This is a genomic window from Acetobacter sp. DmW_125128, assembly GCF_008704325.1.
Classification (GTDB): domain Bacteria; phylum Pseudomonadota; class Alphaproteobacteria; order Acetobacterales; family Acetobacteraceae; genus Acetobacter; species Acetobacter oryzifermentans.
This window is the reverse complement of record NZ_VHOP01000041.1, coordinates 18,321-39,726: the sequence shown is the minus strand read 5'-3', so window position 1 is coordinate 39,726 and position 21,406 is coordinate 18,321. Positions and strand designations below refer to the sequence as shown.

Annotated in this window: 20 protein-coding genes and 1 pseudogene; 11 read left to right on the top strand and 10 right to left on the bottom strand. The window is 50.6% G+C overall.

The annotated features are described in order from the left end of the window. Positions 1-15: 15 nt before the first annotated feature. The 5 genes from FKW19_RS15775 to FKW19_RS12095 all read left to right on the top strand — a co-directional run bounded on the left by FKW19_RS15775 (position 16) and on the right by FKW19_RS12095 (position 2,810). Positions 16-321, top strand: a complete 306-nt coding sequence (locus FKW19_RS15775) for a hypothetical protein (RefSeq protein ID WP_238331200.1) — start codon at positions 16-18, stop codon at positions 319-321. Further along, on the top strand, positions 321-902 hold the full coding sequence (locus tag FKW19_RS12110; RefSeq protein WP_238331201.1) for an MBL fold metallo-hydrolase: 582 nt from the start codon (positions 321-323) through the stop codon (positions 900-902). Before FKW19_RS15775 ends, FKW19_RS12110 begins: the two co-directional genes overlap by 1 nt. A 393-nt stretch (positions 903-1,295) precedes the next feature. Continuing rightward, a complete protein-coding gene (locus FKW19_RS12105) occupies positions 1,296-1,541 on the top strand; it encodes a type II toxin-antitoxin system CcdA family antitoxin (RefSeq protein ID WP_099540567.1) in 246 nt (81 codons plus the stop codon). Then, positions 1,542-1,847, top strand: a complete 306-nt coding sequence (locus tag FKW19_RS12100; protein WP_099540568.1) for a CcdB family protein — start codon at positions 1,542-1,544, stop codon at positions 1,845-1,847. It abuts the gene before it with no gap. A 177-nt stretch (positions 1,848-2,024) separates the two neighbouring features. Then, a complete protein-coding gene (locus FKW19_RS12095; RefSeq protein WP_238331202.1) occupies positions 2,025-2,810 on the top strand; it encodes a hypothetical protein in 786 nt (261 codons plus the stop codon). A 210-nt stretch (positions 2,811-3,020) separates the two neighbouring features. Here FKW19_RS12095 and FKW19_RS12090 read toward each other — a convergent pair whose 3' ends face one another. The 7 genes from FKW19_RS12090 to frmR all read right to left on the bottom strand — a co-directional run bounded on the left by FKW19_RS12090 (position 3,021) and on the right by frmR (position 7,920). After that, complete coding sequence (locus FKW19_RS12090) at positions 3,021-3,734, bottom strand: HNH endonuclease (protein ID WP_099540569.1); 714 nt, start codon at positions 3,732-3,734, stop codon at positions 3,021-3,023. A 316-nt stretch (positions 3,735-4,050) separates the two neighbouring features. Continuing rightward, positions 4,051-4,347, bottom strand: a complete 297-nt coding sequence (locus FKW19_RS12085) for a DNA-binding transcriptional regulator (protein WP_035379786.1) — start codon at positions 4,345-4,347, stop codon at positions 4,051-4,053. Then, positions 4,344-4,685: a type II toxin-antitoxin system RelE/ParE family toxin gene (locus tag FKW19_RS12080; protein ID WP_086642061.1), complete on the bottom strand. Its 342-nt coding sequence runs from the start codon at positions 4,683-4,685 to the stop codon at positions 4,344-4,346. The genes FKW19_RS12085 and FKW19_RS12080 overlap by 4 nt, the downstream gene beginning before the upstream one ends. A 496-nt stretch (positions 4,686-5,181) precedes the next feature. Beyond that, complete coding sequence (gene fghA, locus FKW19_RS12075) at positions 5,182-6,009, bottom strand: S-formylglutathione hydrolase (RefSeq protein WP_116100389.1); 828 nt, start codon at positions 6,007-6,009, stop codon at positions 5,182-5,184. 24 nt (positions 6,010-6,033) lie between these two features. Beyond that, entirely contained in the window at positions 6,034-6,435 is a 402-nt protein-coding gene (locus tag FKW19_RS12070; RefSeq protein WP_075595236.1) for a VOC family protein, read from the bottom strand. Between the two features lie 59 nt (positions 6,436-6,494). After that, positions 6,495-7,604, bottom strand: coding sequence for an S-(hydroxymethyl)glutathione dehydrogenase/class III alcohol dehydrogenase (locus tag FKW19_RS12065; protein WP_116100390.1), 1,110 nt, complete (start codon positions 7,602-7,604; stop codon positions 6,495-6,497). 40 nt (positions 7,605-7,644) lie between these two features. Continuing rightward, on the bottom strand, positions 7,645-7,920 hold the full coding sequence (gene frmR, locus FKW19_RS12060; RefSeq protein ID WP_116100391.1) for a formaldehyde-responsive transcriptional repressor FrmR: 276 nt from the start codon (positions 7,918-7,920) through the stop codon (positions 7,645-7,647). A gap of 523 nt (positions 7,921-8,443) precedes the next feature. On the opposite strand from frmR, the gene FKW19_RS12055 reads away from it, so the two are divergent. Then, positions 8,444-8,701 carry a hypothetical protein gene (locus tag FKW19_RS12055; protein ID WP_143225527.1) on the top strand — a complete coding sequence of 86 codons (258 nt, stop codon included), beginning with the start codon at positions 8,444-8,446 and terminating at the stop codon, positions 8,699-8,701. A gap of 85 nt (positions 8,702-8,786) precedes the next feature. Here FKW19_RS12055 and FKW19_RS12050 read toward each other — a convergent pair whose 3' ends face one another. Continuing rightward, complete coding sequence (locus FKW19_RS12050) at positions 8,787-9,365, bottom strand: hypothetical protein (protein ID WP_116100392.1); 579 nt, start codon at positions 9,363-9,365, stop codon at positions 8,787-8,789. Between the two features lie 307 nt (positions 9,366-9,672). On the opposite strand from FKW19_RS12050, the pseudogene FKW19_RS12045 reads away from it, so the two are divergent. The 4 genes and pseudogenes from FKW19_RS12045 to FKW19_RS12030 all read left to right on the top strand — a co-directional run bounded on the left by FKW19_RS12045 (position 9,673) and on the right by FKW19_RS12030 (position 14,310). Beyond that, a pseudogene (locus FKW19_RS12045) lies at positions 9,673-10,515 on the top strand (aminoglycoside phosphotransferase family protein). 143 nt (positions 10,516-10,658) lie between these two features. Then, positions 10,659-11,252 (top strand): hypothetical protein, encoded by a 594-nt coding sequence (locus FKW19_RS12040; RefSeq protein WP_116100393.1) that lies wholly within the window; start codon positions 10,659-10,661, stop codon positions 11,250-11,252. A 285-nt stretch (positions 11,253-11,537) separates the two neighbouring features. After that, on the top strand, positions 11,538-13,046 hold the full coding sequence (locus FKW19_RS12035) for a tyrosine-type recombinase/integrase (RefSeq protein WP_116100394.1): 1,509 nt from the start codon (positions 11,538-11,540) through the stop codon (positions 13,044-13,046). A gap of 343 nt (positions 13,047-13,389) precedes the next feature. Further along, the gene (locus FKW19_RS12030) at positions 13,390-14,310 is read left to right on the top strand and encodes a replication protein RepA (protein ID WP_099540574.1); all 921 of its coding nucleotides are present in this window, start codon (positions 13,390-13,392) and stop codon (positions 14,308-14,310) included. 37 nt (positions 14,311-14,347) lie between these two features. Here FKW19_RS12030 and FKW19_RS12025 read toward each other — a convergent pair whose 3' ends face one another. Next, positions 14,348-15,088 carry a hypothetical protein gene (locus tag FKW19_RS12025; RefSeq protein ID WP_116100395.1) on the bottom strand — a complete coding sequence of 247 codons (741 nt, stop codon included), beginning with the start codon at positions 15,086-15,088 and terminating at the stop codon, positions 14,348-14,350. Next, positions 15,085-15,732: a ParA family protein gene (locus FKW19_RS12020; RefSeq protein WP_162870759.1), complete on the bottom strand. Its 648-nt coding sequence runs from the start codon at positions 15,730-15,732 to the stop codon at positions 15,085-15,087. The genes FKW19_RS12025 and FKW19_RS12020 overlap by 4 nt, the downstream gene beginning before the upstream one ends. Positions 15,733-16,217: 485 nt before the next feature. Here FKW19_RS12020 and FKW19_RS12015 point away from each other — a divergent pair, with 485 nt between their 5' ends. Continuing rightward, positions 16,218-21,344, top strand: coding sequence for a DEAD/DEAH box helicase family protein (locus FKW19_RS12015; protein WP_116100396.1), 5,127 nt, complete (start codon positions 16,218-16,220; stop codon positions 21,342-21,344). Positions 21,345-21,406: the final 62 nt, after the last annotated feature.

Below are 21,406 nucleotides of genomic sequence, written 5' to 3'. Positions count from 1 at the left end.
GAGAGCCTTGGGATTATGAACGATCTTCAGTGGTATGCTGTAGGGGATGCCCGCATACTAAAAATGCAGGATCTTACGCTGGCAGCACTCACTCCAGAACAGTTGCTTCCTGGCTGGGATGATGCAACGGCACTTCAGGCCTATTCTGATCTACCTGAAACGCTGGATGCTTCAGAAACGAAAGTCCTTTTGAGCGTTCATAGCTGGCTCATCAAGGATCGCGGTCGGAACATTCTTGTGGATACGGGGCCGGGAATAGCAAGGCTCGACCTGCTGCTCTGTTTTTCGATCACTTGCAGACCGTGTGGCTTGAAAATCTGATGCGCGCTGGCGTCCGACCAGAAGATATCGATTTTGTTCTTCTCACCCATCTGCATGTTGATCACGTGGGGTGGAACACACGCCTGCAAAATGGCATCTGGGTTCCGACCTTCCCGAATGCCCGATATGTCTTTTCTAGAGCCGAATATGATTTTTTCAGCAATCCGGCTCATGATAGCGTCCGCAATAAAACCAGTTTCATGACACGCATTGATAGCGTTGATCCGATTATCTCGGCGGGTCTTGCAGATCAGATTGACGTGGACGGATCGGATGTTCTCGAAGGAATTTCCTTTCATCCCACACCGGGGCATACACCACATCACGCATTTATTGTGCTGAAATCAGGTATGGAGCGTGCGCTCTTCACGGGTGATGTCATGCATCACCCCATTCAGGTATGTATTCCGGAGTGGAGTGCCGTTTTTGATGCAGATCCTCAGATAGCCATCATATCGCGCAAATGGGCTTTGAATTATGCTGCCGAACACACCGCAGCAGTATTCACATCGCATTTTCCGATGACATCCGCTGGAAAAGTGATGACATACGACCATGGAAGGGGTTGGTCTTTCCTCTAGGGCTGCCATTATGTCCGCTGTTCACCTCGTTCAATTCCATTGCGGACATTCCGCTTTCCCCTCCATTGTCGACATAAACGCTAAAGAGATAAACTCTCAAATTTCACTTGCTGTTTTTATCACTAATCAGTGAATTTTTCTCGGCTAAATAGAATATTATCCGTATTAAATGGATTTATAACTCACTGATAAAAAAATATTCTAATTATCATGCCGCATGGAAACTCCATCAACTAAGCGGACAGCCCCAGACATTCCGGTGTCGCTCAGGTCAGACGTCAAAAGAATTGCTTGAGCTCTTGGAAAGTGTCCATATGTCGGGATAAGAGTATGCATATGGAGATGCGCATAAATATGTGCTAAACTTCGGTTTCCAGGACATGGAGTAAAGCTATGGTTCGCCCGCATTCCGCCAGCCCAACACGTCGTCCGACTAATGTGACGTTGCCGTCTCAGTTACTCGAAGAAGCCAAATCGCTTGATCTCAACATATCGCAGGCCTGCGAGCAGGGGGTGAAGTCAGCGATCGCTTCAATCCGTGCTCAACAATGGCTCGCAGAGAATCGCTCATCCCTTGAAGCATCCAGACAATATGTCGAAGAGAATGGTCTTCCACTCGCAGATTATAAGAACTTCTGAATGGCCCGTTTTGATGTGTATCGTTTGGCCAGACGAGGTGAAGCGCGTTTTGTTGTAGATGTACAGGCAGATCTACTTGATGAATTGGGCACCCGCATCGTGGTGCCACTTTTAGCACAGAAAGTGGCACCCAAGCCAGCAAAGAGACTGAATCCTGTTTTCACAATAGATGACCAATCGTTCGTTATGATGACGCAGTTTATGGCTGCTGTACCTGAACGTGATCTGAAGAAAGGCGTGACTTCATTGTCTCTTTATCAGGATGAAATAACCCAGGCTATCGATCTGCTTTTAACTGGTTTCTGAGAGACAGCTTCAGTCGATTTCCGCCTTCTTCTAAGACATAAGAACTCCCCGCCATGCTCCCGTAAGCAGACTTCGATCGATTTGAAATCTACAGGCCTTTTGGAGCGCGCCGCCTAACAGTCAGTTCTGCTCGACATAGATGACCACTTTTTTTTGTTGACGGGTTAGATTTTCATCGTGGATCATAGCCCGCGTCAGATAAGAGAACTTGCGAATGCTTTTATTGTGCCATTAACCGATCGCTTAATAGCCTCGATATCGCTGGTGTTCGCTATGATTGCCGCGATTGCAGGTGGGTTCAGTGCCTTCTATGCATGGCGTGCGGTAGGCGAGGCTCACACCCAAGCAGTGGCATCTGTGGAACAAACTGCTATCGCGAGGGAGGCATTATTTTCTCAAAATCGACCATGGCTGAAGATAGTATCAATCACCGATACTTCCATATCCAAATACTCGGATGAAATAGCTTCTGTTGTTAAATTCAACGCTCACCCAGTATACAAGAACCTAGGGTCCGGATTGGCTCAGGACGTACAATTCATTGCAGGGATATACGTGATAGGAGCTGGTCCAAACCCAAAAGAACTCTGCCGAAACTACGCAAAACATCTTCATTCAGATGGAGATATAGTGTTTCCTCAAGAAACCAGTAATGACGGAGGATATAATACTTTTCAATTTACGTTTGAAGATCTTGAAAAAGAAGCAAATAAAGTGTTGACGATAGAACCGAGATCGGAATTATACCTCGGCGTAACAGGCTGCCTACTGTATCGCGGCCATGGAAACAGCTCTGTTCTCATTTCTGGCTTCAACGGCACAATTGATCTGGATAAGGACGCTAGCTCTAAACTCAATATTCCCGAATCAAAATACTTATCTCCTTATTCGGCTCTATTCCAAGGTCCCCGAAACCCTGAGCTGAAAGTGCATGTGCATCACATGAACTACTGGGCCGAATGATCATCTTCGTGTTTGTATTTTGAGACCGAGCCTGATCTGCCGGAGATGTCTGCTTCGGCTGGCTCCTGGCGAAAACCCGACACTCCGCTTTCCCCCCAGATCTACTCAGTGGTACAGAAGCAGACAGGCAGCAATGCCTGCATTTCGGCTATTCAAAGCCCCTCAGTTATTTTTCCAAACCGGTTGTTCAAATGGCCAGCGTATTAAGCATCAAACAAATCCATGTAATCGGCGGTGATTGTCCAGAAACGGATGATGTGCTGGACTTACATGACTGAGTCTCATCCCTGAGGTAATTCCTATCAAAGCCGCTTGTTCACGAGGAAGGCGATACTCGTCTATTAAGATGCTTCCGTCGTTCGCAAAGCTGATCAGGCCCTGGTCAAATGCGGCATCCAGATGCGCGGCCAACAACAAACCATTGTACGGGTTGAGCCGGTTAATATTGCTCGAATCTCGCCATGGCTGGATATGCGAGGCACGCAACAACGCACGCGTGGCGCAGCCAGTGACCGCACAGCACTTCCAATGCTCATCCAATGATGCCCTGAACATACCTTGGCCGCGCCGTGCAGCGATTACCGCCTGCCGTTCGGTCTCCTGTTCTGGCAGATCGGTGGCTTCAGCAATGTCCTGCTCGGCATTATTTTGATTTTGCGGATGCCGCCAGCCCATTAGAACAAGTAGCTCTTTCAGAGCATAAACGTCCTCGACATTGACAGCGATGCCCATAGCCTTGGAGCTCGCCCCAATGCGGAATGCACTCATGTTGTCGTTCTTGTACTCTCGATTGGGTTCTGACTTACCCACACGAGTTTCATCAAAACCAAGAATTTGGCCGACATCAAGATGAACGACAAGCGGCTGCTTCTTTACTGGCTTGGGCTCGTCTGCAAGACGCTTGCGGTCAACTTTTAGATACACCCTTTAGTTTCTTAACGTTGAATGACTGAAACCAAAGGCATGCGTTTTTTCTTCGTTAAACTCGAAGCCGAAGTATATCAGAAGGTCTTTTATTTCAAACGTATTCAGCATGATTTATTATAGTCTCTGGGGCTATAGTTCGGTGGGCGGAACTGACAATAAATTTTTCGGTTTCTCTGATCGATTTTAGTAGAAGATTTCAAAAGGTTATAGTCTCAATCAGAGGTTATCTTTGCGATTTATTCACCCGAAACCGGACCTCCCGCCCCCCCCCCCGAAGCAGCTGCTTCAATCAGCGTCTAGGGTCCCAGTTTTATCAGCGAGCGGCAGAGAGCAGTTCGCTGACCAACGATGGACGCTTATCTAACATCGCCAGCAAGACCTGAGCTGGTCCGGTTGGCTGACGACGACCATGTTCCCAGTTCAGAAGGGTTCCCTTGGCGACACCGATGCTCCTGGCGAACTGCGCCTGGGACAGTCCCGTTCGGGTTCTGATGGCAGCAACGTCCACAGACGGCACACGCACCTTATGGGTAATGCTGTTTTGTGCTTGAGCTTCCGAATATGCGAGAGCCTCATTCAGCCCCTGCAGAATGCTGTCATAAGTGCTCATGATGGTTCTCCATATTTCGCAATCAGTGTCTTACTCAAGTCTACTAGAGCGGCCTGTTCGGATCGGGTTAGATTGTCTTTTTCGTTTTTGGCAAAAACAGTCAGCAGGAACAGAGGCATATGTCTTCCGCCAAAGACATAAAGAGTTCTGTAACCTCCCCTCTTCCCGCTACCTTCACGTGCAAAACGAATCTTTCGCAGGCCGCCGCCCAGAGAAACCCCAGACTCTGGCATTGCCGCGAGCATGTTAATCAGAGCCATACGATCGTCGTCTGACATCAGGGCTTTTGCCCGTTTTATGAATTCAGGCAGTTCGACAACGGTCTGCAGCTTTGACATTATCGGCAAATTATACGTCAACAGCACATACGTCAATGACGTATAAATCAGAATGTTGAGGCTTATAGCGGTTGTTCAGACAAACAGCAGCCCAGGAATTTTGCTGTATATCCAAAGTCAACGGTTTTCTGCCACAAAATCTACGTCCGTTTCTCCCCTTTATTGCAAGTAGGTGGGCGCACGGAAAAAGGAAGGTTTGTCGAAATTCCTCAATTAGGAGAATCCTCGTTTTCGCGCCGTTCAACCCCGCGAAAATGCCCTTATTCGGGTTAAAACGAGTCCTCTAATTAGGTTAAAATAAGCCCGTTCTTAGTCGGGCTTATTTCACGCCGAGGACTCACTCCATGTCGGCTCTGAGGGGCAAACGGAATGTCTGCTTCCGGACAAAAGATGCAGAAAGCCGCCAGTTAATTCCACAGTTTCCAAGACGCCCCTAACAGATTTCGTCTCCACCCGAAGCCAGAAAAGCGCGGATCCAAAAAATCTGACAATCTGTTCATCCTAGTTTACTCACGAAATGTCTGAGATGATCTGCAATGAAACTGGCTATAAAATAATAACTGTGATCGTAATCAGGACGAAGATTCAGAATGAGTTCCTGCCCTGCGTTCTGTGCGGCTGCCTGGAACAGTTGTGGCCTGAGTTGTTCTTTCAGAAATTGATCTGCCAAACCCTGATCTATCAGGACAGGCAGTCTTTCCGTCGCTGTCCGCACAAGTTCAAGCGGATCATAGGCCGCCCAACTGGCACGATCCGGACCAAGATAAGCGCTGAACGCTTTTTCACCCCATGGTACCTGCGTTGGCGCCACAATGGGTGAAAAGGCTGACACAGAACGATAGCGACCAGGATTACGCAGCGCGATCATGATGGCGCCAAATCCACCCATCGAATGTCCCGCAATACCTCGCTGCTGCGTAACCGGAAAATTCGCTTCAATCAGCGCAGGAAGTTCCGTGACGACGTAATCATACATTCGATAATGTGCCGCCCACGGTTCCTGCGTCGCATTGATGTAAAATCCAGCGCCCTGTCCAAGATCGTAAGCATCGTCATCAGCCACCTCCACACCCCGTGGACTGGTATCTGGCGCGACAATGGCGATGCCCAGTTCCGCAGCCACGCGTTGCGCGCCAGCCTTGCCAATGAAATTCTGCTCCGTGCATGTCAGGCCAGAGAGCCAGTAAAGAACAGGAACCTTTTCAGTTTTTGCCTGCGGAGGCAGGTAAATCGCGAAGTTTGCTTCCACACCCAACGACACGGCATTGTGTCGCCAGACTTCCTGCACGCCCCCGAAAGAGGCGTGCGTTTCTTTGCGTTCCATGGCTTTCACGGCCTTTTGCGCACGTCAATTGCCGTCCGTGAAGGTATAACTGCATATCTTGTTACCTGCCGGATCCCGGAGATAGGCGGCATAAGCGCCCGGTAGATGGCTTCGCGGGCCGGGTGCGCCTTCATCGGTTCCTCCATTGGCGAGACCTGCGGCATGAAAAGCATCCACTTCGGCGGGTGTCGCTGCCGCAAAACCGATGGTGACACCGTTGCTTGAGGGCACTTCACCGTTGCCAGGACGCGCAATGATGAACGCTGGTTTCTCGCGGCCATACAGAATCCACCCATGCCCGAACGGCCCCAGGTTTTTTATGCCCAGAGCCGCAAGCGCGGCATCATAGAATTTCGCAGATACCGCAGTATCCACCGCCCCGAGAAAAACGTGAGAGAAAACACCGTCACCTGAAATAACTGCCATGATTGTTCTCCTTTAATTTCCAACCGTTGGAAATGATGTTGCGCCGCGAGACACAGACCTTAGAAATGAATGACGGAACGGATGGATTTTCCTTCATGCATCAGATCGAAGGCCGTATTGATATCTTCGAGCGGCATGGTGTGCGTTACGAAAGGCGCAAGCTCGATATCGCCGCGCATGGCGTCTTCGACCATTCCGGGAAGTTGGCTGCGTCCCTTGACACCACCAAAAGCCGAGCCGCGCCACGAACGACCCGTGACAAGCTGGAAGGGACGGGTTGATATCTCCTGACCAGCCCCAGCCACACCGATGACGATCGACTGCCCCCACCCACGATGGGCGGCTTCCAGCGCCGCGCGCATGACATTGACGTTGCCGATACATTCAAAGGTATGATCAATGCCCCAGCCGGTCATTTCCACCAGAACCTGTTGGATCGGTTTGTCATAGTCCTTCGGATTAAGGAACTCCGTGGCGCCGAACGCCCTGGCAAGTTCAAATTTTTCCGGATTGGTATCAATAGCGAAAATCCGGCCAGCCTTTGCTTGTCGCGCTCCCTGAATCACCGCTAGACCGATCCCGCCCAGTCCGAAGACGGCAACCGTATCTCCCGGCTGTACCTTGGCCGTGTTGTGTACCGCACCGATCCCGGTGGTAACACCACACCCCAGCAGGCAGACATGTCCTGGATTGGATGCTGGATTGATTTTTGCCAGAGAAACCTCGGCAACAACCGTGTATTCGCTGAACGTCGAACACCCCATGTAATGATGGATCGACTGACCTTTGTAGGAGAAGCGCGTCGTACCATCCGGCATAACGCCTTTACCCTGTGTAGCGCGCACTGAAATGCAGAGATTGGTTTTTCCCGACTTACAGAACAGACATTCACCGCATTCAGCCGTATAAAGCGGAATGACATGGTCGCCGGGGGCAACGCTGGTGACCCCTTCTCCGACCTCGATTACAATTCCCGCGCCTTCGTGACCCAAAACGGCTGGGAACAGTCCCTCGGGGTCATCCCCTGACAGGGTAAACGCATCAGTGTGGCACACACCCGTATGCGTGATCTGCACGAGTACTTCACCCGCACGAGGAGGCGCTACGTCGATCTCGACAATCTCAAGGGGCTTACCCGCCTCGAAAGCAACTGCGGCTCGTGATTTCATGATTTTTCTCCAAATGATTTGTCAGCCAGCATCGAACGCATCACCGTAGATAGGATCGAACGAGTGACACCACATTCTCGATCGAACTACTCGCAGCATCACGATCACCGGCACACTCAACAAATTCTTCTCGCAGGTGGCTTTCGAGAACACCGGCCATTAATCCGTTGATCGCTCCCCGGATAGCCGCCACCTGTTGCAGCACTGGACCGCAATCAGTTCCCTTCTCCAAAGCCTGTTCCAGCGCATCAAGTTGCCCGCGAACACGGCGCACGCGGGTCAGAACGCGCTTTTTCTCAGCTGGTGTGTGCGGCACGAAACGTTTACTCCGAATATACTGCCCTTGAGTATCCTTTCATACTATGGGGCAGTATGACAAGGATATAAGGATGTGCTTGTCATATGATCCGATCAAAAGTCCGTATCGCCGAAATTTTCACCGTAACGTCCATGGGGGGACTGCCTGTGTCTTGGAATCATTCAATAGGTGTAATCAGTGAAATCCAGACAAGCTCTACAACGAGGCTTTGAAGCGCTGATGTCCGCTATTTGACAAATAATCTTGTGGTCCAAACGACCGAGATGTAGGCGGAAGCAGACCCGTGCGTTGATAAACATGCGGTCGCGTTTTGTCTCCTAATTATGGGCTTTTTTCGCATCAATAAGGGACCTTCCCATAATTAAGGGTATCACTAACATGCTGAAATATAAGAATATTGACTAACATAATTAAGGTATTTCGACATTTGTCGAAAACCAGAAGATAATGATAATCCGCAGCTGACTGCCTTTTTTGTCGACGCAAAAACCACTTAATCGCGATAAAAATGCAGAAATTAATGATAGAGTTGCCGGCCCGTGCAGACACGCCGGAAACCATGCAAACAGACCCAGAACTTCCGCTTACGCCTCATGCCGGACGCTCAAGCTCTTTGGAGCCCGTCTCAAAAGTGGACTTTCGTTTACGACCGGCCACGCAGCCCCGTTACGACCATCATAAAGTAGCTGGGGATATTGGCGAGCAACACCCGCATTACTTCTTCCTGCCGAGAGGTGGCTCACACCCCGCTGTGATCTATTACATTTCCTCACGCTAGGCTTAGGATTTTGGTAACGTATTGGCCTTGTGCCCGATTAATTAGTGATCTTAGTCCGTAGGCGAATACATAGTACCTTTGACTCCTAGCCCTCTTCTGCGCCGGAACTTACAATCAAAGTATGATCACGAACGAAGCGTATCTCCGACATGCTTTGCACTTGTTCAAATAGACGTTTGCTAGTCGCCGACATAAGGGTGCCAAACCACGCAACCAACGCCTCCCGCTCAGCAAAAAATTCCAGCGCATCGTCGAAGTCCCAACGTGGCATCATTACCAGCTTGTTTTCCAAACTGAAGCATTCGGTTGTGAAGCTAATGCGCTGCCGATCAGCATCGGAGTGAGCTATGACCTTGTTGCGCCGCTCTAACAGTCGCTCATGCAGAGCACGTTCGTCAGAGCTGGGGCTAATCTTGATCTGTTTAAAACTAAGCAAAGGCAAATTATTAGCATTTGTGAAGGCGCGCCCATAGGCAATTACAGCGGTGTCTTCAAAACATCGATAGCGCCGTCGCTCGACGCGAGTAACGAGGCGATCTTCGTCAAGTTCACATATAAATTCCATGGCACTGCATGCCATCTGGAAATCAGCGAGGGACTGAACCAACCTGATCTGCCGCGGCAGTAGTTGTTCTGCGTCACCATCTTTTATGTTTTTTTCCAATTACATCCTCCATCTAGCACCGACAAACTAAATCTCTTTGTGGGAGGTAAGAAATACGACCCGAAAGCCAATAGGAAAATTCCGGAATATGCGGATAACTCGCCGGACACCGGGCTTTCCAGCCCCTCGGAATCCCTTGCCGAACGCAAGGCAAAAAATTCCGTCCTCGCAGGCTAAAAAGCAATTAAATCGTAACAGACTACCCAGATCGTTGGGGGATGGCTCCTTCCGCCCGCATGCCAGTCGTAGCGCGTGGTTCAAGCGTTTCCCAATAGCGGACACCGAATGAGAGTTATATGCTCCTAGCATGCCCGGTACCAAGCACCATACTGCCCTTGCTTCGGCGGCTACCGTTTATATGTCACGCTGGCATCTAGTTGCCGATGGCGCGCCTGTTCGGACAGCAAGTTCCTACTTGGTGCCGGTCACCCGCGATGGCTCCCCGGCTATGTTGAAAGTAACTTCTGACCCCGATGAACTTCGCGGCAATCATCTCATGACACTGTGGAATGGGCAGGGTGTTGCCGCAGTTATGGAACATGATTGAGGCGCTCTTCTTCTGGAAAGAGCAATTAGCGGTCGCACTTTCGCCGACCTCGTTTACGCAGGCTTAGACAATGAAGCAACGCGAAATCTTTGTGAGACAGCGGAACTTCTGCACTCATCTTCACGATTACAGCATGAAGAAATGCGGTCTTTGAAAAGCTGGTTCGCTGACTTGCTCGGTTTCTCCTCGAACAACGCAGAATGGTTGAAAGACTGCGACCGTCAGGCCCACACGCTATTAAGTGATCCACAGGAGCAACTCGTCTTGCACGGAGACCTCCATCACGGCAACGTTCTGGATTTTGGGGCGCGAGGTTGGCGCGCGATCGACCCGAAGGGCCTTTATGGGGAAAGGGCCGCTGATTTTGCGGCTCTATTTCTGAATCCCGATCTTGCGGATTCACAGCGCCCCTACGCTATTTCTCCACAAAGGTTCGAGCAAAGGATCAGGCTTGTCAGCTCACATACGGGTGTTGAGCCTGTCAGACTGTTGCGATGGATTCATGCTTGGAGCGGCCTGTCCGCAGTCTGGTTTATCGAAGATGGGATTGCTCCGGAAACTCAGCGGGCAGTTGCGCATCTGGCGTCTGAGGCGCTCGGTTAAGAAGGCAGCAGAAGCTGCCGCTTTCGACTCTCATATCGGCCGTAAACCTGTTACACTGACGTTTCCGAAACAGACTCGGCCTCACTGGCCACTGAAACACGAAATTTTATCTACTCTAAAACCAAAATAGTAAGCTTGGAATTATGAATTTAGAAAACAATGATGAACTCGAAAAATTTAAAAGTTATATGCACGAGCGATTTAATGAACTTGAACGAGACAGTCGCGGCACTGCATGGGATTTTGTAGGGCTGTCGGTATCCTTGGATTATCTTGCTTCCCTTACCAAGATTAAAGTCAAAGTCAAAAGAAAAGAAGAATTAAAATGGCAATCAGGCCGTGAATATTTCACGATTTTCATTAATAAATTTTTCCCAGAAGCATATTCCCAGTTCACCTATAGAAATGGCTCCAATGACTTGCCAGAGCAGATGTATCGCACTCTCAGATGTGGTTTGGCACATGCCTTCAGCTTGTATGGCGAACCCGGTGGGCACGGTCGGACTGGATCAATTATGATTGGGCATGGGGAGGGTAATCTAATCCCCGCTCAAAAGGCACCGCCTCGTGATGATACTGTAATCCTGAATTTTATTCCCTTTATTAATGACGTGCGGAATGACGTGCGGACGGCACTTAACAACCTCATAGAGGCCGCCCGCTCTGATCCACGGTTAAAAGAGCGCCTGTTAGAACGTATTCGAGCGCAACCCCCACTCCAACTAATCCTCGAATAGTATCGCTGTTTAGCCGTGTGTAGAGATGAAAACTTGCTGGAGATCAGTTAGGCGTCAGTCTGACGGCTTTCTCTCTTCATCGCCGATGACCGGACCGTCCACTTGCCCCCCATTGTTACCGTTCAGTTGAGGTTGCTATTATCTTAGGGCACCGTGGTCTTATAGGCTCAGGCATACGATGGACCTCGTGATGCGGCAGACGCGCTCGTCGCGGTGCAGCGACTGCGTCAGGATATTGCTGAGGGGGCTTACTATGCTGGTTTTTCGGGAAAAGGATAACGAGCAATGCTTGATGCTCTACACCTGACCGGATCATGGCCTGTTCTACGCTCGCGTGTTCTAGAACAGGTAGACCGCCTCACCAGGCAGCGTTTGGCTCAATCCGACATTACGATCGACGTCCTGCGTCCCATTCTCTCGACAGCACGCTTCTCCCCGCCCCTTCCTGTCTTTATCGCCGGCAGCATTCTTCCGGATGGCTCTGCTCTCTCCGACACTGAATTGCCCGACGGCGCCGAACACACAGCCAGTGCGCGTAAACTTCTTGAGGGCGCCCTTTCCTCTCTCCCCAGCGGCTACCATCTCGAAGTAGCTCTTGAGATCGATCGACAACGCTTAGCGTTTGTCGCGTCGCTTGTTTCGTCGGACCAGAACGAAAGACCATCTTTCCTTCCGAGCAAGGACAAGGTCAATTCTATCCCGACACCTGCACCTATCGGACAAGCTCCTGCCAATGTTGTCCGCTGGTTCTCGGCTTTGGCTGAAGCTGAGGTTCCCAAACATGACGGCCAACTGGAGACATCACAGGCAGCCGTAGGCACATTCGTTCAGATCGGTAAGGCCGCTAACACCCGCCGAGCCTACCGCTCGGCCATCCGTGGCTGGTGTGCATTTGCTGAACGTCATGACCTCCCTGCCCTGCCTGCGCGAAGCGAAGATGTTGCAACCTATCTAGCTGATCTGGCTTTGCGCGGACGCAAGCCAGCAACTATTGAACTCTATAGGGCTGCGTTGCGCTATCTTCATCATGTGGCACATCTACCCATACCTACGACACATGCTCTCGTCTCTGAGATGCTGGCCGGAATTCATCGCTCACCAAGCAAGACGCCACAACGCCGGGTAAAAGGTTTGACTTGGGAAATGCTCTGCGAGGTCGTTGATAAGATCCCTATGACATCGCTGGTGGATACACGTGACCGCGCCATTTTGCTGGTTGGCTATGGTGGAGCGCTTCGTCGCTCTGAACTGGCAGGGATCCAGCTCGAACACGTCATGCTTGATGAAGACTGCATGCGGATCACCCTACCCTACTCTAAGGGGGATAAGAAGCATCAGGGCACCACAATCGTTATTCCCCGTGGGATAACCAGACATTGTCCTGTTCGTGCGTGGGAGACGTGGCTACGGGAGTCAAAACTGACACCACGAAAAAACAAGTCAAACGATTCAAAGACAGAGAGCACAAACGAGACGACTGCTGCCTTCCCAAGAATTTGGCTGCCTGCAACAGCGAAAAAAAATGGGACTGCTCCTGATCCTAAAATCGGCACGCAAAGTCTTTCGGACTTTTCGATAGCCACAATCATCAAACGCCGCTGTCAGGCTGCGGGGATTGAGGGCGATTTTAGCGGGCACAGTCTACGTCGGGGTGCCATCACGACAGGCGCTCAGGATGGCATTGACCTGATGTCGCTCAAACGATTTTCCCGTCATCGCGATTACCGAGTTCTGGAAGCATATGTTGAAGAGGATCAGGCTTTTAAACGACATCCTGGTAAAAGTCGGTTTTGAAGAGAAACTTCATTACCGCCCTAAAAGTTCACACCCACTTACTTTTTCCTAAGTCATCATAGAAAGCTGAATCGTCTTGCTTGTTAAGACTCGACGTATGTGAACTTTTAGGGCGTTGTCCGTAGCTATTTTACATAGGTTAAATGTGAACTTTTAGGGCCGAAGTATGAACTTTTAGGGCACCTTAAGATTATCGAACCCCTTTCTTTTCAATGACATACAGATTTCATCCTAGGGACTTTTGGGGCGCAAACTAATATAAATATACAAATATCTTTGCGAATAGTTTTGCGCCCCAAAAGTCCTCGAAGACTTTGAAGCAAGAAGTACGTATCTAAGACACATGGCAAGAATTCACCGCCTTCTTGAAGAACACGGCCGCCAAGGTGCATTGGCTTTCACAGATGATAGGAAAGAGCTGGAAGTTGCTTTTGACTTCATGTCTGACGAACAGACAGGTGTAGGCTTTCTCTTCAGTGGTTGGTGTCAGGCAGCATTACCTCACAGGAGGCAGCCAGATGATCAGATATGGCTTATAGAAACTGAACATTTAAAGTTAATGGTAGAGCCTGGGTCAGTTGCCACAGAAGATGGTGTAATTAGAATTGGCGTACCCTACGGGTCGAGGGCGCGCCTGATACTACTTTATCTCCAGACAGAAGCTATTAAAACAAATAGTCGAGAAATTGAGCTTGGGCGTAGTCTACGTGAGTGGCTACAAAAATTAGGCGTATCGATTGGTGGAAAAAGTATGAAAGATGTTCGTGAGCAGGCATTAAGGCTCTCACGCTGTCGGATGACTTTCCAAATTACTAAAGGTAACCAAATTGGCTTTGTTAATCAAAATATCTTGGATACAGCTCTCTTTACTCACCATGTAAATGGTGGATTATTAGAGACAGTTAAATTATCTGAAGGTTTTTTTGAACAATTAAAAAAACACCCAGTCCCATTACAAGAAGCCGCAATCCGTGCGATAGCAAATAATAGTCAAGCATTAGATATATACTGCTGGCTCGCTTATCGATTACACGTTCTTCCAGCTGATTGCCAAATTACATGGAAAGCACTGTATGCTCAATTTGGGCGGAGTTACGCGCGCCTGAGAAAATTCAGAGAAAACTTTCTGGAAAGTTTGAAAATAGCACTGGCTGTTTATCCCGATGCAAAAGTCACTACGACTGAGATAGGAGTGATTTTACATTCATCCAAACCTCCAGTGCCCCAAAAGGCCACACATCTGGTCAATCCTACAACGAAATAGGTTTAACGACATGAATGGCCCTTAAAGCGCTGCCAACCTAACGGCCTTTGATAGCTTTGATGACTTTATTGATTTCACGGAATTCACGGCTCAATGTAAAATATTCCAATGCAAGCTTCTTCCTTCTATTCAAAATTTTATCCCTTTTGTTTTCCAGTTTTTCTAGGTCTATTATATTCTTTTTTTCGCCATTTTTTTCTATGCGCTGGCGATAATCTTTCCGAAAATTCAATAGCTTTCTACGACCCACTTCAGGACGAATAAGTCCCTCTTCCTTTGCCGCATCAAGTTCCGGATCTGTCATGTTTGTTAAGACGTAAGCTGCTGAATAGCTTGCCGGGAGATCGTTTTCTGGGACCTTGCCCGTTTTTACAAAACGAGCAACACTTTTCAACATCGAAGCTACAGTATCACCGAATGGCAGTATCTTTTCTGTGCTCTGCTTTAGTCTTTCTCGTTCGCCGATAGTTAAAGAAGCTTCAATATCTAGAAGCGCATTTCCCATTGCCAACGCGGCGTGGCCAGCTCTTACAAAATTGCGATAAATGATCTTACGTTGGGTAACGATCGTCTGAAGACGTTTCTGATCTTTCAGAAGATCCGTGTCACCGAATACTTCGTTAAGTGTATGTAATAAATCTTCATCAATCTCAATTAATTCGTTCTGCGCAGAACTTCTAGCATCCGCAGTCATAAGTTCTATTTCACGCTCTTGAGTTAGTGGCTCATCACGTAAAGCAATTTTTTTGGCCAATGATTTTGAAATCTTTACGGTCATAGTTCTATCTCGTGTTTAATTAAATCCCAAAGTAGCTCAACGTCTTTAGAACCTCTGGCATCTTTAATATCGACAGAGGTCAATCCACCATGATTGTGAACATGCATATCCTCAGCAATTGGTATCTCAACTGGCAAAACTCGGGCGTATTTAGCAACCCTTTGTCGGGCTTCTCTAAAACTTTTAGTCTGACGATTTACCCGCGAGAACACTACAAAAGCTCTGACACCTGCTTTTTTTAACGATAGTAAGTAAGGCGTATTACTAGATATGTCATTGTGAGTAGCACTAGTAGGCACAAGAACTACATCAGCAAGTTGTGACAAACCCAAAAAAGCATCAGCATCGTTTTCTAATGCAGGAGGTGTATCAATAACTACCAAATCATTATCATCTGTGTAATCTTCAACAGTTTTCCATTTTGATAACGTTAAAGACTTTACAGGAATACGTGTAAGAGAAGGAATAGATTTCTGCGTTTCTTCTCTTGCATCTCCCCAGTTACGAAATGTAGCTTGAGGATCGAAGTCGATTCCAGAAACTCTCATTCCATCCCTTGCGGCACAGACTGAGATACATTCAGAAAGTGTGGATTTGGACGTCCCACCTTTCACGCTAGCAAACAAAATAGTTTTTCCAAGCACCTTGAGGCTCCCAAAATCTTTCTGATACAGACCTATATTATTTACATCACCTAGCGCAACATTTTTACACGTGTAAAAAACATTTTTTTCAGGATTCAGTCTTCCTGAATGATCAAAAACCCCCGTTGCCCAATGAAAGGTTAATGGTTTTTACACGTGTAAAAAAAGAAATTTACCGCGTTTAATATAGATAAATAATATCAATAGAAAATATTCACCAGCCCTGAGCGTGCGCCGCAAGTGGTAGGTGCTCGCCATGCTCGCCCGCTGCGCGGCCTGTGCGTGGCTCCGCTCCCGGCGCTTCGCACCGCACTTGCGCCCCCCACTCCGGCCCGGTTGTCCGGAAGGCATAAGGGACAAGGAATGAAGAGAGAGTAGACGCTCCCCTTCCCGCTCCTTGCCACTAATCCTCACAAACCTATGCAATCAGGCCCCCGACCCTTTCTGAGGCGTCGGGCGATGCCGATTGAACGGAGTGCGCCATCATGTCCATGTCAGCCTCGCAACTCAATCTGTTCGATACCACTGTACTGTCCGGTGAGCTCGCATCCCTCTGGTCTCTAGACGATGACCAGCCCCTTCCCGAAGTCAGCCTCCCCTCCCCTCACTCTTTCCGTATTCCACAGCGCGATTTCCGGCTGAAGGGACTGCGTGGTCTTGCAAGCGGATGGAAAGCCCGTGCTGAGGGTAATCTGGCAGCGATTGCCCTTCTCGGGGAACTGGAGCGCGAGGATCGTAACGCCACCGAGGCAGAGCAGGAGGTGCTCGCCCGTTTTACTGGTTTTGGTGCGGGTGAACTTGCCAACAACCTCTTCCCGCCCACTGGTAAAGAGGTGCGCAAGGGATGGGAAAGTCTTGCTTCAGAACTTGAACAGCTTACGACGGAGACTGAAAGGGCTGGCCTGCAGCGCGCCACACAATATGCCCATTACACCCCGGAACTGATTGTTCACTCGCTGTGGGATATGGCTCAGCGTATGGGGTTTCGTGGCGGTTCGGTGCTTGAACCGGGTTGCGGCACCGGGGTCTTTATAGCCGCACGACCTGAAAAACTGGAAGGCAAGATCGCCTTTACAGGCATTGAAAACGATCCAATCTCTGCCCGCATTGCCCGCAAGCTCTATCCAAACCAATGGATCCGCAGTGAGGATTTCACGCGAGCCCAGCTTTCGCATGGCTATGATCTGGTAATTGGTAATCCACCCTTTAGCAATCGCACGGTGCACGGTCGGGACGGCTTGGAGAAGCTGGGACTAAGTCTTCATGACTTCTTCATTGCCCGCTCACTCGAAGCTTTACGACCAGGCGGTATCGCCCTGTTCGTGACCTCCCGATACACACTGGACAAAACGGATCCTAAGGCACGACAGATTATCGGCGAGAGCGCAGACCTGCTTGGTGCTGTGCGTTTGCCTGAAGGCGCAATGCGTGACGATGCCGGGACAGATGTGGTGGTCGATATCCTGGCATTCCGCAAACGAGAAGTTGGAGAAGTGCCGTCAAATGAGAGCTGGGTTGAAACTGCAGACATCCCAAACTCAGACGAGGGAAATGGTCCGCTCGTCATAAACCGGTATTTCCTTGACCATCCCGAACAGGTGCTCGGCAGTCATATCTGGACGACAACGCAGTTTGGTCCCGGCTACACATGCTCTGCCACCGCCGGCGCAGAACTAGATCTTCTTCTTCCGCAAGCCCTGAGCCGGATTGCGCCCAACGTTCATTTTCTACAGCCGCTGGAGGCACGCATTGTCCGGCCAGCAGGTGAGGGCGTTACGGTTGGAACCGCGGCAAGTGGTGCAGACCTCAAGGAAGGAAGCTACTTTGTAGACCGGGGTGTTCTGCACCAGATTAGCGAGGGACAGACTCAGATCGTCCCGATCCGCAAGGCAGGTCAGGCAGAGGGGATTTTTGCCAAACATGCTCGGATCATCCGCGGGTTGGTGCCCATCCGTGATGCCGCACGAAGTGTGTTGCGGGCTCAGATGCAGAACCTGCCTTACGGGTCGCAGCAGCGCACTCTGAAAACAGCGTACCAGAGTTTCGTGCGTGAATTTGGCCCCATTAATCATACCCGCACCACGCTGCGCGAAAATCCTGAAACTGGGAAAACACGGGAAACCCAGCGGCGCCCGAACTTGCAGCCCTTTATGGATGATCCTGACGTTTGGCTGGTGGCATCGATTGAGGAGTATGACGAACGCACGGATACGGGCCGCATGGGGCCGATATTCTCTGAGCGTGTCATTCATGCACCGACAGAGCCTGAAATACACGGAGCCCATGACGCGCTGGCTGTGTCCTTGCATGAAACGGGACGTGTGGATCTGCCTCTCATTGCCGAACTGCTGGGACGGAGTGAAGCCGATACGTTGATTGAACTGGGCGAGAGTGTTTACCTTGATCCAGAACGCAGCGCGCAGGGCAGGGACGTCTGGGTTACGGCCGATGAGATGCTTTCAGGCGCCGTGCGGACCAAGCTGGGTTTGGCACGTGACGCCGCACAACTTGACCAACGGTTTGCACGCAATGTCAGCGCCCTTGAAGGCGTGCAGCCCCCGGATCTGCGCCCCTCTGAAATTACAGCCCGTCTGGGAGCGCCCTGGTTGCCCGTCACGGACATTCAGGACTTCGTACAAGAGGTCATGGGGATTGAAACAACCGTTCGTCATACCCCGGAAGTGGCATGCTGGAGTATCAACAGAACGCCGTTTCTGTCTCGCGCAGAGGCTACATCCGTCTGGGGCACGGAACGACGCAATGCAGCGGAATTGCTGGAAGACGCGCTCTCCCAGTCCATTCCCAAAATCTGGGATCATTGGCGCGATGAAAATGGCAACGAGCGACGCGAACTCAATACGCAGGAAACGGAAGCGGCCAAAGAAAAACTGGCTGCTATTAAAAGCGCGTTCGAAAAGTGGGTGTGGCAGGATCCCGATCGCTCTGACCGTCTCGTAAAGCTCTATAACGAGACTTACAACAATCTGGTGCCACGGGCCTTTGATGGCAGTCATCTGCGTCTGCCTGGCGCAAGCAGTGCGATTACCCTTCGTGCGCACCAGAAGCGCGTGGTCTGGCGGATTATTGCCTCAGGGCGCACCTACATGGCCCATGCTGTGGGGGCAGGAAAAACCTTCTCCATGGCGGCTGCCGTCATGGAGCAGAAACGCCTTGGACTGATCAGTAAGGCCGTTATCGTGGTTCCCGGTCACTGCCTTGCACAGATGGCGCGTGAATTTCTCATGCTCTACCCTACGGCGAGAATTCTCGTGGCGGACGAGACAAATTTCGTCAAAGCGAAACGCCAGCGTTTTATTGCCCGCGCAGCAACTGAAAACTGGGATGCGATCATCATAACCCATGACGCTTTCAAGTTTATTCCGGTGGAGGCGGGTTTTGAACGGGAGATGATTGAAGACCAGATTGCGTCATACGAGGCCATTCTGTCTGGCCTGGATGGCGATGACCGTATCTCCCGCAAGCGTATTGAACGCATGAAAGAGGGGATGGAGGCTAAACTGGAAGGATTAGCCGCCCAGAAGGACGATCTCCTTCACATGGGTGAAATGGGCATCGACCAGATCCTTGTGGATGAAGCCCAGCTCTTTCGGAAACTGTCTTACGCGACCAATCAGTCCGATCTGCGAGGTGTCGATCCTAACGGCTCACAGCGCGCATGGGATCTTTTCGTAAAAACACGTTACCTCGCGAAGACTGATCCAACACGTCCACTGATCATGGCTTCAGGTTCGCCGATTACGAATACGATTGCCGAATTGTGGAATGTCGGACGGTATATGGATCTGGATGCTCTTGTCGCACGCAATCTCCACGAATTTGATGCTTGGGCGGCCAACTTTGGGGAAACACGCACCGAACTAGAGCTTCAGCCCAACGGCCTCTATAAACCGGTCACGCGCTTTACCGAATTCGTCAATGTGGCCGATCTGATGGCCATGTATCGTGACTTCGCGGACGTCGTTCAGTCAGACGAGTTGGCCCGTTATGTCAAGCTGCCCTCAGTTAAGGGGGGTAACAGACAGATTGTGGTGGCCGAAAGCACAGAAGACTTTCGGGCATTCCAGCAGACACTAGCAGAACGGATGCGCGCGATTGAAGCCCGTTCAGGTCGTCCACAGAAGGGGGACGACATCATTCTGAGTGTGATGAATGATGCCCGGCATGGTGCGATCGATCTGCGCTTTATCGCACCATGGGCGGATAGTGACCCACATTCCAAGCTGAATGTGATGATTCGGAAGGTGTTTGAAATCTGGCATGAGACATCTGCCAATCGTTACACCAATCCCGAGACGGACAGGGCTTACGATTTACCGGGGGCGGTGCAGATGATCTTCTCCGATCTCGGCACCCAGGCCTCCCAGACCAAGCGCGGGTTCTCGGCTTATAACTGGATCAGGTCAGAGCTGATCCGCATGGGTGTCCCAGCCGAGCAGATTGCCTTCATGCAGGATTACGACAAAGCGGCAGCCAAGCTGCGTCTGTTTGGTGATCTCAATGCAGGCCGCAAGCGTATCCTGATCGGTTCAACAGCCACAATGGGAACAGGGGTCAATGCCCAGCAGCGCCTGAAAGCCCTGCATCATCTCGACGTGCCTTGGCTTGTTGCCGATATCATGCAACGTGAAGGTCGGATTGTGCGTCAGGGCAATCAGCATGACGAAGTGGAGGTTTACGCATACGCCCAGCAGGGATCCGTGGACGCCACCAACTGGCAGCTCCTTGAACGGAAGATGCGATTTATCGGCCTTGCAATGTCGGGAGACCGGACAATCCGTCGTATTGAGGATGTGGGCGGTGAAGGCAACCAGTTTGCAATGGCCAAGGCGCTGGCATCAGGCGACATGCGTCTGATTCAAAAAGCGGGCCTAGAAGCCGATATCGCGCGTCTTGAGCGTTTGCAGGCCGCACATTTCGATGATCAGTTCAATGTGCGGCGCCAGATCCAGAGAGCTGAACGCGACATCAAGACAGCTCAGGCACGCATTCCGAAAATTGAGGCGGCACTCACACAGCGTATCACCACGAAAGGCGAGGCGTTTGCGCTGCACCGTGACACCAAGGTGGTTGAGAGCCGTGAAAAAGCTGGGGCATGGATACTGTCGCAGGCGCGGCTTGCTGAACGGGAAGGCCGGACCGGGCAGTGGAGCATGGGTCGGATCGCCGGATTTGAAGTGATGTGCGAAGCTCATGAACAGCAGTTCAGAACGTCCGACAAGAGAAAACCAGAAGTCGTCTCCTCCATCTATCTGGATACACCTGCAGGAGAAATCGAGGTCGAGACCGATCGTGAGACCAAGCCTCTGGGACTGATTTCACGGATTGAGCACGCAGCCTTACGTCTGGACAGCGATCTGGCTGAAGCACGTCGCAGTCTGGATGAGGCACAGCGCCGACTGCCAGCTTATCGCGCACGGGAAGGACTTCCTTTTGCGGAAGCCGACGATCTCACGGCGAAATGTGCCGAGCTATCCGCATTGGATGCTGAGCTGGAAGCGGAAGGCAAGGAAAAGGAAGCTACGTTGAAATCGGCGACAGCAAATGATGATACTGCTTCTGCTGTTGCAGAGAAAATTGAGCAGGTGGCCTAAGAAAATAAGAAGAGCACAAAGCCGAAAAGGGAAGGGCGGGCCACAGGCCGCCCACACGCCGC

Excerpts from the sequence above, each read along its gene's own strand:
- FKW19_RS15775 (WP_238331200.1), top strand. The coding sequence starts at position 16 with ATGAACGATCTTCAGTGGTATGCTGTAGGGGATGCCCGCATACTAAAA.
- FKW19_RS12110 (WP_238331201.1), top strand. The coding sequence starts at position 321 with ATGCGCGCTGGCGTCCGACCAGAAGATATCGATTTTGTTCTTCTCACC.
- FKW19_RS12105 (WP_099540567.1), top strand. The coding sequence starts at position 1,296 with ATGGTTCGCCCGCATTCCGCCAGCCCAACACGTCGTCCGACTAATGTG.
- FKW19_RS12100 (WP_099540568.1), top strand. The coding sequence starts at position 1,542 with ATGGCCCGTTTTGATGTGTATCGTTTGGCCAGACGAGGTGAAGCGCGT.
- FKW19_RS12085 (WP_035379786.1), bottom strand. The coding sequence starts at position 4,347 with ATGAGCACTTATGACAGCATTCTGCAGGGGCTGAATGAGGCTCTCGCA.
- FKW19_RS12080 (WP_086642061.1), bottom strand. The coding sequence starts at position 4,685 with ATGTCAAAGCTGCAGACCGTTGTCGAACTGCCTGAATTCATAAAACGG.
- fghA (WP_116100389.1), bottom strand. The coding sequence starts at position 6,009 with ATGGAACGCAAAGAAACGCACGCCTCTTTCGGGGGCGTGCAGGAAGTC.
- FKW19_RS12070 (WP_075595236.1), bottom strand. The coding sequence starts at position 6,435 with ATGGCAGTTATTTCAGGTGACGGTGTTTTCTCTCACGTTTTTCTCGGG.
- FKW19_RS12065 (WP_116100390.1), bottom strand. The coding sequence starts at position 7,604 with ATGAAATCACGAGCCGCAGTTGCTTTCGAGGCGGGTAAGCCCCTTGAG.
- FKW19_RS12055 (WP_143225527.1), top strand. The coding sequence starts at position 8,444 with ATGATAGAGTTGCCGGCCCGTGCAGACACGCCGGAAACCATGCAAACA.
- FKW19_RS12040 (WP_116100393.1), top strand. The coding sequence starts at position 10,659 with ATGAATTTAGAAAACAATGATGAACTCGAAAAATTTAAAAGTTATATG.
- FKW19_RS12035 (WP_116100394.1), top strand. The coding sequence starts at position 11,538 with ATGCTTGATGCTCTACACCTGACCGGATCATGGCCTGTTCTACGCTCG.
- FKW19_RS12030 (WP_099540574.1), top strand. The coding sequence starts at position 13,390 with ATGGCAAGAATTCACCGCCTTCTTGAAGAACACGGCCGCCAAGGTGCA.
- FKW19_RS12025 (WP_116100395.1), bottom strand. The coding sequence starts at position 15,088 with ATGACCGTAAAGATTTCAAAATCATTGGCCAAAAAAATTGCTTTACGT.
- FKW19_RS12015 (WP_116100396.1), top strand. The coding sequence starts at position 16,218 with ATGTCCATGTCAGCCTCGCAACTCAATCTGTTCGATACCACTGTACTG.